General features: G+C 33.9%; 12 protein-coding genes and 1 tRNA gene. 5 read left to right on the top strand and 8 right to left on the bottom strand.

Annotated features, from left to right (window positions below; translation table 11 throughout):
• Positions 1–39 precede the first annotated feature (39 nt).
• Entirely contained in the window at positions 40–1,272 is a 1,233-nt protein-coding gene (gene clpX, locus ICJ83_RS12815; protein ID WP_188230790.1) for an ATP-dependent Clp protease ATP-binding subunit ClpX, read from the top strand.
• A gap of 239 nt (positions 1,273–1,511) precedes the next feature.
• Here the strand turns inward: clpX and ICJ83_RS12810 are convergent, their stop codons facing one another.
• Positions 1,512–3,029, bottom strand: coding sequence for a GH3 auxin-responsive promoter family protein (locus ICJ83_RS12810; protein ID WP_188230789.1), 1,518 nt, complete (start codon positions 3,027–3,029; stop codon positions 1,512–1,514).
• 221 nt (positions 3,030–3,250) lie between these two features.
• Here ICJ83_RS12810 and ICJ83_RS12805 point away from each other — a divergent pair, with 221 nt between their 5' ends.
• Positions 3,251–4,045 carry a DUF2797 domain-containing protein gene (locus tag ICJ83_RS12805; protein WP_188230788.1) on the top strand — a complete coding sequence of 265 codons (795 nt, stop codon included), beginning with the start codon at positions 3,251–3,253 and terminating at the stop codon, positions 4,043–4,045.
• Between the two features lie 78 nt (positions 4,046–4,123).
• Here ICJ83_RS12805 and rpsU read toward each other — a convergent pair whose 3' ends face one another.
• From rpsU to ICJ83_RS12785, 4 genes are all read right to left on the bottom strand, one after another.
• Positions 4,124–4,318, bottom strand: coding sequence for a 30S ribosomal protein S21 (rpsU, locus tag ICJ83_RS12800; RefSeq protein ID WP_188230787.1), 195 nt, complete (start codon positions 4,316–4,318; stop codon positions 4,124–4,126).
• 32 nt (positions 4,319–4,350) lie between these two features.
• Positions 4,351–5,214, bottom strand: a complete 864-nt coding sequence (locus ICJ83_RS12795) for a sigma-70 family RNA polymerase sigma factor (protein WP_188230786.1) — start codon at positions 5,212–5,214, stop codon at positions 4,351–4,353.
• A 430-nt stretch (positions 5,215–5,644) separates the two neighbouring features.
• The gene (locus ICJ83_RS12790) at positions 5,645–8,305 is read right to left on the bottom strand and encodes an AsmA family protein (RefSeq protein WP_188230785.1); all 2,661 of its coding nucleotides are present in this window, start codon (positions 8,303–8,305) and stop codon (positions 5,645–5,647) included.
• A 117-nt stretch (positions 8,306–8,422) separates the two neighbouring features.
• Complete coding sequence (locus ICJ83_RS12785; RefSeq protein ID WP_188230784.1) at positions 8,423–9,133, bottom strand: queuosine precursor transporter; 711 nt, start codon at positions 9,131–9,133, stop codon at positions 8,423–8,425.
• A 71-nt stretch (positions 9,134–9,204) separates the two neighbouring features.
• On the opposite strand from ICJ83_RS12785, the gene folK reads away from it, so the two are divergent.
• Positions 9,205–10,329 (top strand): 2-amino-4-hydroxy-6-hydroxymethyldihydropteridine diphosphokinase, encoded by a 1,125-nt coding sequence (gene folK, locus ICJ83_RS12780; RefSeq protein WP_188230783.1) that lies wholly within the window; start codon positions 9,205–9,207, stop codon positions 10,327–10,329.
• Here the strand turns inward: folK and ICJ83_RS12775 are convergent.
• The 3 genes from ICJ83_RS12775 to ICJ83_RS12765 form a co-directional block, all read right to left on the bottom strand.
• Entirely contained in the window at positions 10,321–11,421 is a 1,101-nt protein-coding gene (locus tag ICJ83_RS12775; RefSeq protein ID WP_188230782.1) for an acyltransferase family protein, read from the bottom strand. The two genes, folK and ICJ83_RS12775, sit on opposite strands and share 9 nt — an antisense overlap.
• 123 nt (positions 11,422–11,544) lie before the next feature.
• Positions 11,545–12,861, bottom strand: a complete 1,317-nt coding sequence (locus tag ICJ83_RS12770) for a sulfatase-like hydrolase/transferase (RefSeq protein WP_188230781.1) — start codon at positions 12,859–12,861, stop codon at positions 11,545–11,547.
• Positions 12,862–12,880: 19 nt separating this feature from the next.
• On the bottom strand, positions 12,881–13,414 hold the full coding sequence (locus ICJ83_RS12765) for an RNA methyltransferase (protein WP_188230780.1): 534 nt from the start codon (positions 13,412–13,414) through the stop codon (positions 12,881–12,883).
• 124 nt (positions 13,415–13,538) lie between these two features.
• Between ICJ83_RS12765 and mutS the strand changes: the two genes are divergently transcribed.
• Both mutS and ICJ83_RS12755 read left to right on the top strand, forming a co-directional pair.
• Positions 13,539–16,151: a DNA mismatch repair protein MutS gene (gene mutS / locus ICJ83_RS12760; RefSeq protein ID WP_188230779.1), complete on the top strand. Its 2,613-nt coding sequence runs from the start codon at positions 13,539–13,541 to the stop codon at positions 16,149–16,151.
• Positions 16,152–16,272: 121 nt separating this feature from the next.
• Positions 16,273–16,344 (top strand) — tRNA-Gly (locus tag ICJ83_RS12755).
• Positions 16,345–16,346: the final 2 nt, after the last annotated feature.

Genomic DNA, 16,346 nt, shown 5'->3' with positions numbered 1-16,346 from the left:
TTTATTAATTGTTTTTCTCGAGTAAATAGAAAAGATTTAATGGCAAAAGAAGAGTTAGAATGTTCGTTTTGTGGTAGAAAAAAGCCAGAAACCAATTTATTAATTGCAGGATTAGATGCTCACATTTGTGATCGATGTATCGAGCAGGCGCATGGTATTGTTTTAGAAGAATCGAAACAAAGTGATACCAGCGATTTATCTGCCGAATTAAAATTGCGCAAACCACAGCAAATTAAGGCGTTTTTAGATGAGTATATTATAGGGCAAAACGCTACCAAAAAAGTAATGTCTGTTGCAGTTTATAATCACTATAAACGATTATTACAACCAGCCTCAAACGATGATATTGATATTCAAAAAAGTAATATCATCATGGTTGGGCAAACGGGTACAGGTAAAACACTAATGGCAAAAACCGTTGCTCGTATGTTAAATGTACCTTTAGCTATTGTAGATGCAACCGTATTAACCGAAGCAGGGTATGTGGGTGAAGATGTAGAAAGTATTCTAACCCGATTATTACAGGCTGCCGATTATAATCTTGAGCGTGCTGAAAAAGGTATTGTTTTTATTGATGAAATCGATAAGATTGCGCGTAAAAGTGACAACCCTTCAATCACCAGAGATGTTTCTGGTGAAGGTGTTCAGCAAGCTTTATTAAAATTATTAGAAGGTACGGTTGTTAATGTGCCGCCAAAAGGGGGGCGTAAACATCCTGATCAAAAATTTATTGAGGTGAATACCGAAAATATTCTGTTTATTGCGGGAGGAGCTTTTGATGGTATTGAACGCGTTATTTCGAAGCGCTTAAATATGCAGGCAGTTGGGTATAGTGCCTCGATGTCCGATGAAGTTATCGATCAGGATAATTTATTACAATACATCATTCCAAAAGACTTAAAAGATTTTGGCTTAATACCTGAAATAATTGGTCGTTTACCAGTGTTAACCTATATGGACCCTTTAGATGCAGAAACGTTAAGAGCTATTTTAACGGAGCCAAAAAATGCCATTATCAAACAATATCAAAAGTTATTCTCTATGGATGAAATCGATTTTTCGATTACCGATGGAGCTTTAGGTTATATTGTTGATAAAGCGATAGAATATAAATTAGGAGCGCGAGGACTACGTTCGTTATGTGAGGAAATTTTAACCGATGCGATGTTCGAATTACCTAGTAGTGACGAAAAATCTTTAAACGTTACAAAAGCATATGCGCAAGAAAAATTAACGAAAACAGCCTTAAAGAAACTTAAAGCGGTTTCCTAAAAAAAAAGTAATATATAATCATTAAAATAAAAACACCCCGCCATTGGCAGGGTGTTTTTATTTTTGGATAATTAATTAATATAAGGGTATATTTTTTTGAGAGTTCTTTTATTAATTATGAGTTAAATATAGTCTTAAAAATAACACGTCCAAGCCGTTGCATTGTCTTTTAGATTATAAGATGAAAAACTCGACAAAAAACTTTTTACTATACACTTCAACTGATTTTTAAGTATGTTTTAAAAATCATTCAATTTTAAAAGTTCTTCTAAATAATCTCTGTTATTCGATAACCTTGGTACTTTGTGTTGTCCACCTAATTTATTATTCTGTTTTAACCAATCGTAAAACAAGTTTTCACGAGCCACGTTTATTTTGGGTTTGTTGAGTGTAATATTGTTAAAACGTTTGGCCTCGTAATCAGAATTAAGAGATTTTAAAGCTTCATCAAATAACTCATTAAATTCATTCAGATTTTTTGGTGCCCGTTTAAATTCAATAAGCCATTCGTGAGCGCCTTTTTCTTTGCCTTTCATAAATATAGGGGCAGCAGTAAAATCTACGATTTCGGTTTCGGTATATTTACAAACCTGTTTTAAAGCATTTTCTGCGTTTTCAATAATAAGCTCTTCTCCAAATACATTAATATGATGTTTTGTTCTTCCAGATATTTTCACTCTGTAGGGGCTTAGAGATGTAAATCGAACGGTGTCGCCCACTTTATAACGCCATAACCCTGCATTGGTAGTTATAATAACCGCATAATTTTTAAAGAGTTCAACTTGACTTAACGGAATAGCGTGCTCTCCAGGAGTATCATAAACATCCATGGGAATAAATTCGTAAAATATACCGTAGTCTAACATAAGCAATAATTCATCAGAATCATTTTGGTCCTGTATCGCAAAAAAGCCTTCCGAGGCGTTGTAAATTTCGTAGTATTTAAAATCTTTCTTCGGTAGAATGTTTTTGTATTGATCGACATATGGAGTAAAACTAACGCCGCCGTGAAAATAGACCTCTAAATTTGGCCAAACCTCATGTAAATTACTTTTTCCTGTCGTTTCTAATACGTTATTCAGTAGCACCAGCATCCATGAAGGTACGCCTGCAAGACTAGTTACATTTTCATATCGAGTTTCGTCAACAATGGCCTGCATTTTATGTTCCCAATCGCTCATTAGGGATACTTTATTACTGGGCGTACTACTAAATTCTGCCCAAAACGGCATATTGTCAATTAAAATGGCCGATAAATCTCCAAATACGGTCCCGTTCTCTTTATACAATTGTTTGCTGCCCCCTAAACGTAAACTTTTACCGGTAAATAATTGAGAGTCTTCATTGTTATTAAAATACATACAAAGAAGATCTTTACTGGCTGCATAATGACATTCTTCTAACGATTCTTCACTTACGGGGATAAATTTGCTTTTAGAACGTGTTGTTCCACTGGATTTTGCATACCATTTTATAGGAGTAGGCCAAAATAAATTGCCTTCACCTTTCATAGAGCGCTCTATAATATCTTGCCATGCATCATAATTTTGAATAGGAATGCGCTCTGAAAAAGTTTTGTAGTTTTTAATAGAAGCAAAATCATATTGTTTTCCAATCTCTGTGTCTTTTGCAAAATGTAACAAACTAAAAAGTAATTCGTTTTGGACTTCATTAGGGTATTTTAAGAACAATTCAATTTGATGAAAGCGTTTTTTTAAAAACCACGAAGCAATCGAATTAACTATGGGAATTGGCATAAGCTGTAATACTATCTTTAAATGCCTAAAATAACATTTTTTTTGTTGAAAAATAAAGGCAATTTTTCAACTCTTGTAATTTTTTCTTTTCATCCGCCGCTAAAGTTTGTTTTTGCATTGATTTTACAAGATTAGTTTTAAATATTGATGCTACAAGTATTAAGTGATTTCGTTTAAATGTTCGTAATTTTGAGCTTATTAAGAATTTGAAAAAGCGGAACATGGTATATCAAGGGGTTTTAACCAAAATGCAAACTGAATATAGCGCTCCAATTCAGTATTATTTAGTTTTTAAAGACGACTTTATAAACATGAATCAGTTATTAGATAGAAACATATCTATAAGCTTTGTGCGATACGAGTGTTTAAATTGTGGTTTAGATAAACCAATTTATAGGCAAGGTTTTTGTAGAAGTTGTTTTTTCGATGTACCACAAGCGGCCGACTGGATAATTCGTCCGGAGCTTAGTACAGCGCACTTAGGAAAAGAAGATCGTGATTTGGAGTATGAAAAGAAAATGCAATTACAGCCTCATATTGTTTATTTGGCAAATTCCAGTAGTGTGAAAGTTGGAGTAACCAGAAAATCTCAAGTGCCAACACGTTGGATAGATCAAGGCGCTCATGAAGCCATTGAGATCGTAGAAGTGCCTAATCGATATTTAGCAGGAATTACTGAAGTTGCCCTAAAAGAACATGTGTCCGACAAAACCAATTGGCGAACGATGTTAAAGAATGATATTGTAGATGAGAATCTAGTTGATTGGCGTGAGCGATTAAAAGAATATATACCAGATGAGGCTAAAGCGTATTTTATAGCTAATAATTCTGAAACGAATATCGAATATCCCGTGCAACAGTATCCTGAAAAACCTAAGAGTTTGAATTTAGGAAAAACGCCAAATTACCAAGGAGTATTAAAAGGTTTAAAAGGGCAGTATTTAATTTTTGAAGACCAAACCGTATTTAATATTAGAAGTAACGAAGGTTTAGTTGTTAACATAGAAGTTAAATAATGTATAATTATTAAAAGTTATTTACTGAATAAAAAAATCACGCTAAAGGCGTGATTTTTTTATTCGGGCAGGAACGATTTATATATCTTCCTGATCTCTTAAATTTTGAATGTAAGCCGCTTTTTGAATTTCACGACGTCTTCTTACAGATGGTTTGGTGAAAAACTGATTTTCTCTTAAGTTTTGCATTACCTTTACATTTCTGTGCTTACGTTTATAACGTTTTAGCGCGCGTTCGATGTTTTCACCTTCTTTAATTTCAATTTTAATCATAAAGTTTATTTATAGTGTGAGTGTGTTTAGGTCTATCCTAAATACGTTTTTAATATTTTACTTTTCGATGTGTGCTTTAATCGTCTGATGCCTTTTTCTCTAATCTGTCGCACACGCTCTCGTGTTAAATCGAAAGTTTTTCCAATTTCATCTAAACTCATTGGGGGCTGATTGCTTAATCCAAAATTTAAACGAATAATGTCGCTTTCTTTTTGAGATAAGGTGTCTAAAGCCCTCTCGATTTCAGTACTTAACGATTCGTTTATTAAATCTTTGTCTGGGTTTGGCGAATCGCCCGCAGAAAAGACATCGTATAAACTAGAAGTTTCACCTTCTTTCAGTGGCGCATCCATTGATAAATGGCGGCCAGAATTTTTCATTGATTGTTTAACGTCATTTACCGTTATATCTAACTCCTGAGCAATTTCTTCAGCACTAGGAGCGCGTTCATGTGTTTGCTCCAGGAAGGAATACGCTTTGTTAATTCTGTTAATAGAACCAATTTTGTTCAAAGGTAATCTAACTATTCGAGATTGCTCGGCTAAAGCCTGAAGAATTGCTTGACGAATCCACCAAACGGCATACGATATAAATTTAAAACCTCTGGTTTCGTCAAAACGTTTGGCGGCTTTTACTAAGCCGGCATTTCCTTCGTTAATTAAATCAGGTAATGTAAGTCCTTGATTTTGATATTGTTTCGCTACCGAAACAACAAAACGTAAGTTGGCAGTTGTTAACCTGTCTAAAGCCACCTGATCGCCCTGCTTAATGCGCTGTGCCAATTCTACCTCTTCATCGGCGGTAATTAGCTGAATTTTGCTTATGTCCTGCAGGTATTTGTCAAGGGATTTAGATTCTCTGTTGGTTACTTGTTTTGTAATTTTAAGTTGCCTCATTTATGCTTCTTTACGTATTAAATATATAATATATCAACATTATAATATTTTAATTGAGAAAAGCAAATTAACTAGCATTTCTTTAACAAAAAACCTTCATTTTGAGTGAAATAACTCGTTTTTGTGTCGTTTTTATCGATTGTGAGGTTTTTGTTTTGAATTTTTGCTTAATAATTGAGCCCAAATTATTAAATAGCTTGATGTTATGTGTAAGCTTGCTTTTAAAGAAAACATAGGATGAAAAAGGTCTGAAAAGATGTTAAAAGCGTTATTCTGAATTTATTTCAGAAACTCATTCTACCGAATATTAATCTTAATGAGAACCTGAATCAAGTTCAGGTTGACGTGAATATTTCTTTTTAGACCTCTTTTGAATTTGAATAAGGATGTGTAATTTTAGTTTTACATATAGAAAGGTTAAAAACTCGATTTAGTTTAAGGAGTCTTGTTTTTTCTTTTTCCCACCAAGCAAACCTCCTAATACATTTTTTACATTTTCCTTTATCTGTTCGGTAGAATTCGATTTGGTATCATTAGTCGCAGACGCAATAGAGTCACTAGCCGTTGTTGGTTGGCTAGTTGAGCTATTTTGAGTTAGGCCTTCAAGTAGATTATTAAGTTGGTCTTTACCTTGTCCAATTAACTTTTGTTTTTGAATTTCGGTTAATTGATTGGTTAATTTTGAAACACCACTAGATAAGTCTGTAGAAACTTTAGGATTACTGTAGCTGCCAGAAATGTTAGCGGTAACGGGCACTGTAATGCTATTTGCTTTACTGTCATTTAAACTATTAATAAGTTTGTTTACATCGCTTCCAAGATATTTTGCAGGCACATTGAAAACAGCATTATAAGCCATAGTTTTATCGAACCCATGCGACCCCGAAACTTCAATCGCAATATCTTCATATTTAAATTTAAAAGGTTTTACTGTAACCTTTCCGTCTGCAAATTCCAAATAAGCTTTTAAATCGTTAAAGCTGAATTTTTCAAAATCTACAAAATTTAATGAGTTTTCCAGTTTATTCAAAACAGCGGCGTTTTGAGGAGTAACCTTGGTAGTTAATAATTCGGCCGCAGCATTACCAAAAATGGTGTTAAGGTTTGGCGTAAACTCTTCCGTTAAGTCTCCTTTTAAATTTATTTTAGTGTTTAATTTTCCTTCTAGTGCCTTGGCTATAGGGGCAATGGCTTGTAGCATATCTAATCCTGAAAACGACTGCGCAATATCGAAATTTTCGGCGCCCAAATCTAAATTAAAGGTAGGTGTTTCATTTTTAGTTGAAACGTTTCCGGAAACAGCTAAGTTTCCATCAAAGAGTTTAGAAGTTAAATGATTAAGTGTTGCCTGTTGGTCTTTTATAACAAGTGTGCCTTTTACATCCTTTAAGTTTAAATTGTCGTAGGCTACGTTTGTGGCATTGGCATTAATGGTGCAATCTAAAAATGCAGGAATCTTTAATGTTTCGTCTTTGGTTTCGGTGGTTTTGGTTGTCGATTCAGAAGTTGAGTTTTCGGATTCCGACGTCATAAAATCACTTAATACAAAATTGTTTGCGTTTACATTAAAATGACCTTGCAAAGTACTGTCATTTAACAAAAAACCTAAAAGATTGTTTATATACCCATTGGCTGTAATATCACTGCTTCCGGTAGTTGCATCAAAAGTGTTCAGGGTAACCGTTGAAGGGTTGAAAGTCATGTTAGCTTTTGAAATGTTCACGGGGTTTGCCATGTCGCTAGACGCAAATTTAAAGTTAGTAATACGCATTGTTCCAGAGCTTTTTATGCGTTCGTAAGCATTGGTTTCTATAGCATTCATGTCAAAAAATGTATGGATATTTGCTTTTAATATGCCACTTAAATCTTGATCTAATTCCAGAGGGTAGGCTTGTTTTAAATTTGCTAAATTAATGGTGCCATCTACATTGGCATTAACCAACATGTTTTTAGTTAGATTTTTAATTGTTGCAGAAGATTTAAACGCATCATCGTCTATTTTGAAATTCAACGTGTTTATGTTAACATAGGTGTCGTCAACATACCCTGTTTCATTTTTAATTTGTGTATTAATAATAATGTTTTCAACTGATTTTGGTAAATCTGGGTATTTAAACGAACCATTATTTGAAACAATACTAATGTCTAAAGTCGGAATGGTTTCTTCGGTTACCTTACCTTTTATAGTGCCTTTAACTTTAAAATTTCCTGTAGTTTGTATGTTTTCGATACTTTTCGAATAATTTGCGGGAATAACGGCTAAAAAATCTTTAAATGAAGATCCTGGGTTTTCAAAAGAAATATCGATATCCTGACCTGTTTCCAGGAGTTGTACATAGCCTTTAAATTCAATAGGTAACTTGTTAATAAGCGCTTTGTTGTCTTTAAATGTGTATTTACTGTGTTCTAAATCTAAATCTATTAAAGCGTCTAGTTTTATGTGGTTATTGTTTAAATAGGCTGTGCTATCCATCGTGAAACTTACTAGTGCTTCGGTATGGGTATCTAACTCAGAAATCGTTCCTGAAAACCTACCCTTGCCACTATGGTTTAATTCGGCAATGCTAAATAGCATATTAGAGCCTTCATCTAAAAAATTAAAAGTACTGTTGTTGATACTGTAATTTTCTATATCAAAAGTGAAACCCTCATCACTTTTGGATTCGGATGCAATATCAGAATTGCTGCTTTTGGTAATGTCATAATTGTTATTTCCAGCGGCATCGGTTTTTAAATTAATAAGTGCTTTATCGATAGAAATGGATTTTACGGTTAACGGGCCATCTGCGTCACTTTTAAATAACTCTTTAATCGACATGGTAAAGGCAATATTTTTTGAACTTAAAAAGGTTTCGTCTTTAAAAGGTTCAAAATTTGTGATGATCAGGTCGTTGACTTCTACATGTACTTGAGGAAAGCTTTTGAGTAAGCTTAAACTAACATCGCTAAATTCTAGATGTGCATTTAAATTTTTATTTGCATAAGATTTAACGGCATCTGTTATCTGTCCCTTAAAGGCAAATGGTAAAGCCATTAAAATGGCTATTATGATTAATAAAGAGAGTGCTAATATTTTTAATGCTTTCTTCATAAAAATGGGGTGTTGATATGTTAATGCGTAGATTAATAATTTAATAATGAGTTACTTTATATACGCAAATTTGATAAGAAAAGTTGAGTGTTCAGAATTTTCTTAGTTAATTTTGAATTAAAATTTCAGGAGTTCTATTTCTTCATTTACTTTTAAATTAAATCGCTTTCTAAACAAATAAACTCCTACATACATTAAAGGTGTGTCGCATAAGGCTACTAAAACTTTAAAAAGAAACCCAGAAAGGATTAATCCTAAAAAATTTGCCCATGGAATAATATGAAAAATACAAAGTAGCCCCACCACGGTAAACGTATCTACAAATTGAGAAATGAATGTTGAAAAATTATTCCGAAGCCATAAATGTTTGCCTTGAGTTAATTGCTTCCAGAAATGATAGATTTGAATGTCTACAAATTGCGCAAACAAATAAGCCATCATGCTGGCAAAAACGGCTAAAACGGTGTTGCCAAATACGGTGGTGAACATGTTGTTGTTTACGGGAGACCAACTTGTAGCAGGAACAGCGCTCGCTACATAAATGATAAGCAGTGAAAATAAAGAAGCAAAAATTCCCGCTACAACAACCTGATTGGCGCGTTTTTTACCATAAATTTCACTAATTAAATCAGTAATTAAAAAGGTAATTGGATAAGGTAAAATACCGACTGAAATTTCAAATAATTTCGATCCGAAAACTTCAATGTCGAATGGATGCCAGTAAAAAAACTTTTGAAAAATGAGGTTTGAAACAACCAGCGACGTAATAAATAAAGCTCCTAAAAGCATGTAAATACGTTGGGCAGCAAGTTTGTCTTTTAATGTCATGTAATTTGTGAATAAATAGGAATAGTAAATATAAAGTAATAAAATTTGTTTTAGTTATTTTGCCAGTACATATGATGCAATCTAAAACTTTCCATATTGCTTTAGGAAGTAATAAGGGCGATAAGCTTAAATACTTACAAACCGCAGTTAATTTAATTTATCGGCGAATAGGTACTATAAAAACTATTTCTAAAGTATATCTGTCGCCTGCTTTTGGTTTTGAGGGCGATGATTTTTATAACTGCTGTTTGGAGCTGAAAAGTGAATTAGAGCCACAACAGGTTTTAGATGTTTTATTAACTATTGAAAATGAATTGGGCCGTGTTAGAAATAACCCAAGCGTTTATGAAGCTCGTCCCATAGATTTAGATGTTATTTTTGTAGACGATATTGTTATAAATTCTGAAACTTTAAAAGTGCCACACCCCGAAATGCATAAACGCAAGTTTGTGTTGTTACCTTTATGCGATATTGCTTCAGAAAAAACACATCCATTACTAAAAAAAAGCGTAAAAGTTTTACTTGAAGAAACTAACGATTCTTCTGTTTTAAAATCGATATCAGAAAGGTTGCAAAATCCAGGTTTAAAATTCGATTTCTCAAAATACAATTACATAGCTATTGAAGGCAATATAGGCGCAGGAAAAACAAGTTTAGCAACCAAAATTTCAACCGATTTTAATGCGAAACTTATTTTGGAGCGTTTTGCCGATAATCCGTTTTTGCCGCAATTTTATAAAGATGCTAACCGGTATGCATTTCCATTAGAAATGTCTTTTTTAGCCGAGCGTTATCAGCAAATAACCGACGATTTATCACAGCTCGATTTGTTTAAAGACTTTATAGTTAGCGATTACGATGTGTTTAAATCGCTTATTTTTTCGAAAATCACCTTGCAGAACGATGAGTTTAATTTGTATCGAAAGTTGTTTTACATCATGTACAAAGAATTACGTAAACCCGATTTGTATGTGTATCTCTATCAAAATACCGAAAGGCTTCAGCAAAACATAAAAAAGCGAGGTCGCGATTACGAACAAAATATAGCCAACGAATACCTTGAAAAAATAAATGCAGGTTATTTGGAGTTTTTAAAAACTCAATCCGATTTTAATGTTAAAATCATAGATGTTTCTGAAAAGGATTTTGTAAATAATCACGAAGATTATTTGTGGGTTTTAGAGCAGTTATTTTAAGGTATGCAGGGAGGTGGTCGATTTATACCGTTGCTTACGCTTTAAAAAATAACTCTCGTAGTATATATATGAAACATAGGAAATTAAAATCGTGCCAATTATTACTAAAAGGTTAATTATAAATACATCTGTTGCATAAGGTAAGTTAAGCTTTGAAATTATTTTTAGATATAACAAACCTGTAAGTTGAATTGCTAAGGCGTGAAACATATAAATTCCGTACGATATTTTTCCTAAATACATCAGGATTTTATTTTGAAGAATTTTTATCGATTTTATAGAAAGGGTACTAATGGCTAATCCAAACAGTAAAAAGCTGAACAAATTGTAGTAAAAAGGGTTTAGCGCTTCTAAAAAAATGTTTGTAATAAAGTAAATTGTTATTATAATAAATATGATATGTCTTAGTTTTATTATTACAGATTTGAATTTTACGTTTTCCAGAAAAATCGCACAAAACCCACTAAATGAAAAGTAAAAAAACAACATGCTTAATTCTCTTAAAATAACGCTGTTTTTTGAAAAGTAAATTAAAAAGTATGCCCCAGTAAATAACAATAAAAATTGTTGGATTTTTTTTAAAGGAACAATAAGTAAAACAGGGGCAACCAAAAGGTAAAATTGCTCTTCGATTCCTATAGACCAAAGAATTTCAAGTATGCCTCCGGGGTTATAAGTTTGAAGAATATTAGGGAAAAAAGTAAGTCCTAATAACAGTCCGTAACCTAAATTATAATTGTTTTCAACGTTAAACCCTAAATTAGGTAGGATGAGTTGGTAGTATAAAAATCCGATGGTAAGAATAAGGTAATATAGCGGAAAAATACGCAGGGCTCTTCTAAAATAAAAGTATTTTAATTTAATGGTTTTGGTAAGTTTCTTTTCGTTGTAGAGTTGTTTAATAATTAAAAAGCCACTTAAAGAAAAAAACATATAAACCGCTTCCGTGCCTTTGTGAAATATTGCAGCGTTGTTGAAAAATGGATATTCTCGATTTGCAAAAAATTCTGAGGTATGAAAAATAACAACAAGCATCGCAAGAAAAAAGCGAATTGCCGTTAAGTTGGGGATTTGTTTATTGTTGCTAATCAAATGATGTTTATTTTGAGAAATATACCAATTCTTTACAATATTCCTTGCAAATAATTAGTGTTATGTTTCCAGCAGTAGCCAAGAAGATTATTTATGGGTTTTTAGATGAAATTTTGTAGCTAATTATTTAAATTTCGGATGTTTCGAGAACTCCTGTTCAAGCATCTTTTTTATTTCTATTTCGTGATTAGACAGCGAATCTGCATGCAGTGGGTGCTTTTCTAAAATGTCGTTATCTAAATTGTAAAACTTACCGTCTTGATATAGTTTATAATGTTTGGTTCTAACAAACATATTTCTGTATTGGCTCACATTTGCTCCCCATTCTGGGTCGTAATATACCAAAGCAGTTTCTCTAATGTTTTCTTTGGAATTTTTATTTAAGACATCGAGAAAGCTTTTTCCGTCAGGTTTGACGTTCTCATTTCCTAATAAATCGGCAAACGTAGTGTAGAAATCACTAAATTCAATTAAGCCATCGTATTTTAGAGTTTTTGTTTTGCTACCCCAGTTTACAATAAGTGGCACATGGGTTCCAGCGGTAATCGTGTTGCCTTTAGCACCTTGTACAATGCCATTTTTAGTTGGAGAAAAAACAGTTGGGTGTGTGCCATTGTCTGCGGTGAAAATGACGATGGTGTCTTCTTCTAAGTTTAATTCTTTTATTTTCGACTGAATTTTACCCACAATTTTATCGGTGTAAGCTACCATGTCTTTAAAGTAGGTGGTGTCGTTTTTAAAACGCTTGGTTTCGTCGTTCCAGTCTTTAGAATCTGGTGTAGGCACAAAAGGGTCGTGAACTAAAACCATCGGGTAATACACGAAAAATGGTTTTTCTTTATTTTTTTCTATAAAGTCAAGAACGAAATTGCTAAAAATGTCAGGGCCGTATGCTTCAGGGTCTTGTGGCAAAATTTTTCCATTTTGTTCAATCAACGGATTGGCATATCGGCCACCTTCAGCAGATGTTTTTGTAAGCTGCCATAAACAATACTCATCGAAACCAAAGTTTACTGGTCGCGAACTTTTATTCCAGTCTGTTATTTCATCTTTATAAGAAAGTCCGTTTAATTGCCATTTTCCCGCAATGCATGTTGAATAATTTTGCTCTTTAAATAAATTACCAAACGTATGTTGATTTGTATTTAGGTATCCGAAATGCTCATAATTTCTGTAATTATACTTTCCGGTCATTATTTTTAGCCTGGAAGGTGTACATAAAGGTTGAGAAACACAATCGTTAAACAGAATGCTGTTTGCTGCCATAGCATCGATATGAGGTGTTTTGTTTTGAGTGTTTCCGTAGCAATTTAAAGCTTCAACTCCCATGTCGTCCACCATAATTAGAATTACATTTGGAGGCCTGTTTGATTTTGTTTGATTGCACGAAAACAGGGTTGCAAATACTAATAGGTAAAGGGGTGTAAATCGTAATGACATGGTTATTTTTAATGTTTAATTAAAGTGCTTGTAATTTCGAAAAAATATCCCAAACAACCACACCACAACTAACCGAAATGTTTAAAGAGTGTTTGGTGCCGTATTGAGGAATTTCGATTACTGAATCGCTAGCTGATACCACTTTTTGAGAAACGCCTTTTACTTCATTGCCAAAAACGAGGGCATATTTGGTATTGGCTTCTGGTTGAAAATTGTTAAGCATGGTTGCATTTTCGGCTTGCTCGATGGAACAAATTTTAATCTTTTCAGACTTTAAGCGATCAACTAAATCCATAGTGTTTTCAACATATTCCCAATCTACCGTTTCCGTACTGCCCAAAGCTGTTTTATGAATGTCTTTATGTGGAGGTGTAGCAGTTATACCACATAAATATATTTTTTCAACCAAAAAGGCATCACTGGTTCTAAAAACCGAGCCGATATTGTTCAAACTTCTAATATTGTCTAATACAATTATTATTGGTGTTTTTTCAACCTGTTTAAAATCTTCAATACTCAATCGGTCTAATTCGCTGTTTTTTAATTTGCGCATGGTGGGTTTTATGTCAATATTCTGTAGATAACTTATGTGGGTTCCATTTCAAAAACCATTAAAATTATACTACTTTAGCAATCCTACAATTGAGGCAAAAATAACATTAAAAAATCACTTACCCTTGGCTAAAAAAGCAAAAAAAGAAACCCCGCTAATGAAACAGTATAATAGTATAAAAGCTAAATACCCAGATGCTTTATTATTGTTTCGCGTGGGCGATTTTTATGAAACTTTTGGAGATGATGCCGTAAAAGCAGCTGGAATTTTAGGTATTATTCTAACCAAGCGAGGTGCTGGCAGTGAGAATGAAACGGCTTTGGCAGGGTTTCCTCACCACTCATTAAACACCTATTTGCCTAAATTGGTAAAAGCCGGTCAACGTGTGGCTATTTGCGATCAGTTGGAGGACCCTAAGCAGACGAAAACCATTGTAAAACGTGGCGTTACCGAATTGGTAACGCCTGGTGTAGCATTAAATGATGAGGTTTTGGTCTCGAAATCGAATAACTTTTTATGTTCGGTGTATTTCGATAAAAAACAGATAGGCGTATCGTTTTTAGATATATCAACAGGCGAGTTTTTAACCTCACAAGGGAATGCTGAATACGTCGATAAATTACTTCAAAATTTTAGTCCGAGCGAGGTGTTAGTGTCCAAGCAAAAGCGAATGCTTTTCAATGAGACTTTTGGAAATGATTTTCATACTTTTTATCTCGAAGACTGGGTGTATCAAACCGATTATGCTTACGAAACCTTAACTAAACATTTCGATACCAAAACACTTAAAGGATTTGGTGTTGAAGACTTATATGAAGGGATTATTGCGTCTGGCTCCATTTTGCATTATCTGGCCGAAACGCAGCATAAAAAACTTCAGCATATTACATCTATTTCACGAATTGCCGAAGACGATTATGTGTGGATGGATAAATTCACTATTAGAAATTTAGAGCTCTATAATTCTACTAATAATAATGCGGTAACGCTTTTAAATATTATCGATAAAACCATCTCTGCTATGGGTGGGAGAATGCTTAAACGCTGGTTAGCATTGCCGCTAAAAAATATTGATAAAATTAAACAGCGCCATGAGGTGGTCGACTATTTAACCAAAGAACAGTCGGTACATCAAAAAATTCAAAATCAAATTAAACATATTGGCGATTTAGAACGTTTAATTTCTAAAACAGCTACGGGAAAAATCAATCCGCGCGAGGTTATTCAACTTAAAAACTCTTTAGAGGCTATTGTGCCTATAAAATCTATAGCATCGAATAGTGAAAATGAATCATTAAAAATTATTGGTGATAATCTTCAAAGTTGTGATGTGCTTCGTGAAAAAGTTAAGGAGATGCTAAACGAAGATGCGCCAGTAAACGTTTTAAAAGGTAATGCCATTGCGGCAGGGTTTTCACAAGAGTTAGACGAGCTACGTGATCTGTCCAAATCAGGTAAAGATTATTTAGATGCTATGCTCGAGCGAGAAAGTGAGCGCACAGGAATAACCTCTTTAAAAATAGCATCAAACAATGTGTTTGGGTATTACATTGAAGTGCGTAACACACATAAAGATAAAGTTCCTGAAGATTGGATTAGAAAGCAAACCTTAGTTAGTGCCGAGCGTTACATTACCGAAGAATTAAAAGAATACGAAGCTAAAATTTTAGGTGCCGAAGACCGTATTTTAGCTATTGAACAGCAATTGTTTGCCGAATTAGTAGGGTGGATGAATCAGTATATCAAGCCTGTTCAACAGAATGCCTTTTTAATTGGTCAAATGGATTGCTTATGTGGTTTTGCACAACTAGCAAAAGATAACCATTATGTGTATCCCGAGATTGAAGAATCGTTCGATTTAGAAATAAAAGATGGGCGCCACCCTGTTATAGAAAAACAATTACCTATAGGAGAAGCCTATATTGCTAACGATGTGTTTTTAGACAGAACTGTGCAGCAAATTATTATGATTACCGGGCCAAATATGTCTGGTAAGTCGGCAATACTTCGCCAAACAGCATTAATTGTCTTGTTGGCGCAAATGGGAAGTTTTGTGCCTGCAAAATCAGCAAGAATTGGTTTGGTAGATAAAATATTTACCCGGGTTGGAGCCAGTGATAATATTTCAATGGGCGAATCGACGTTTATGGTTGAGATGAACGAAACAGCTTCTATCTTAAATAATATTTCGGAGCGTAGTTTAGTCTTACTCGATGAAATTGGCCGCGGAACCAGTACTTACGACGGTATTTCTATAGCATGGGCTATTAGTGAATATTTACATGAGCACCCGGCCAAGCCTAAAACGTTGTTTGCTACCCACTATCATGAATTAAATGAAATGACTGAAACCTTTGGGCGTATAAAGAATTTTAATGTTTCAGTAAAAGAATTAAAAGACAATGTGCTGTTTTTAAGAAAGCTTGTTGAAGGCGGTAGCGAGCACAGTTTTGGTATTCATGTGGCTAAAATGGCAGGTATGCCGCAGCAAGTATTGCGTCGCGCTAATCAGGTATTGAAGAAATTAGAGAAGTCGCACTCCAGTGAGGAACTTACTGAAAAAGTAAAATCTATGGAAAACGAGATGCAATTAAGCTTTTTTAATTTAGATGATCCGTTACTTGAAAATATAAAAGATGAAATACTACATACTGATATCGATACACTTACGCCTGTTGAGGCTTTGATGAAATTGAACGAAATAAAACGTATGCTGGTTAAAAAGAAACAAGCCTAAAACTTTTTTTAATTTTTTTCAAAAAAAAGCTTTGTACTTCTAATAAATGTACTAAATTTGCAACCGCAATCACAGAATTGCAGGTCTGTTATTTACAGATCAAGTTCATTAAAAAACGACTGCGAAAGTAGCTCAGGGGTAGAGCATCACCTTGCCAAGGTGAGGGTCGCGGGTTCAAATCCCGTCTTTCGCTCT

Origin of the sequence: Aestuariibaculum sediminum (assembly GCF_014596945.1) — a bacterium.
In the GTDB taxonomy this organism is placed as follows: domain Bacteria; phylum Bacteroidota; class Bacteroidia; order Flavobacteriales; family Flavobacteriaceae; genus Aestuariibaculum; species Aestuariibaculum sediminum.
Note: the sequence above shows the minus strand (reverse complement) of the source record. Positions and strands in the feature narration are given on the sequence as shown.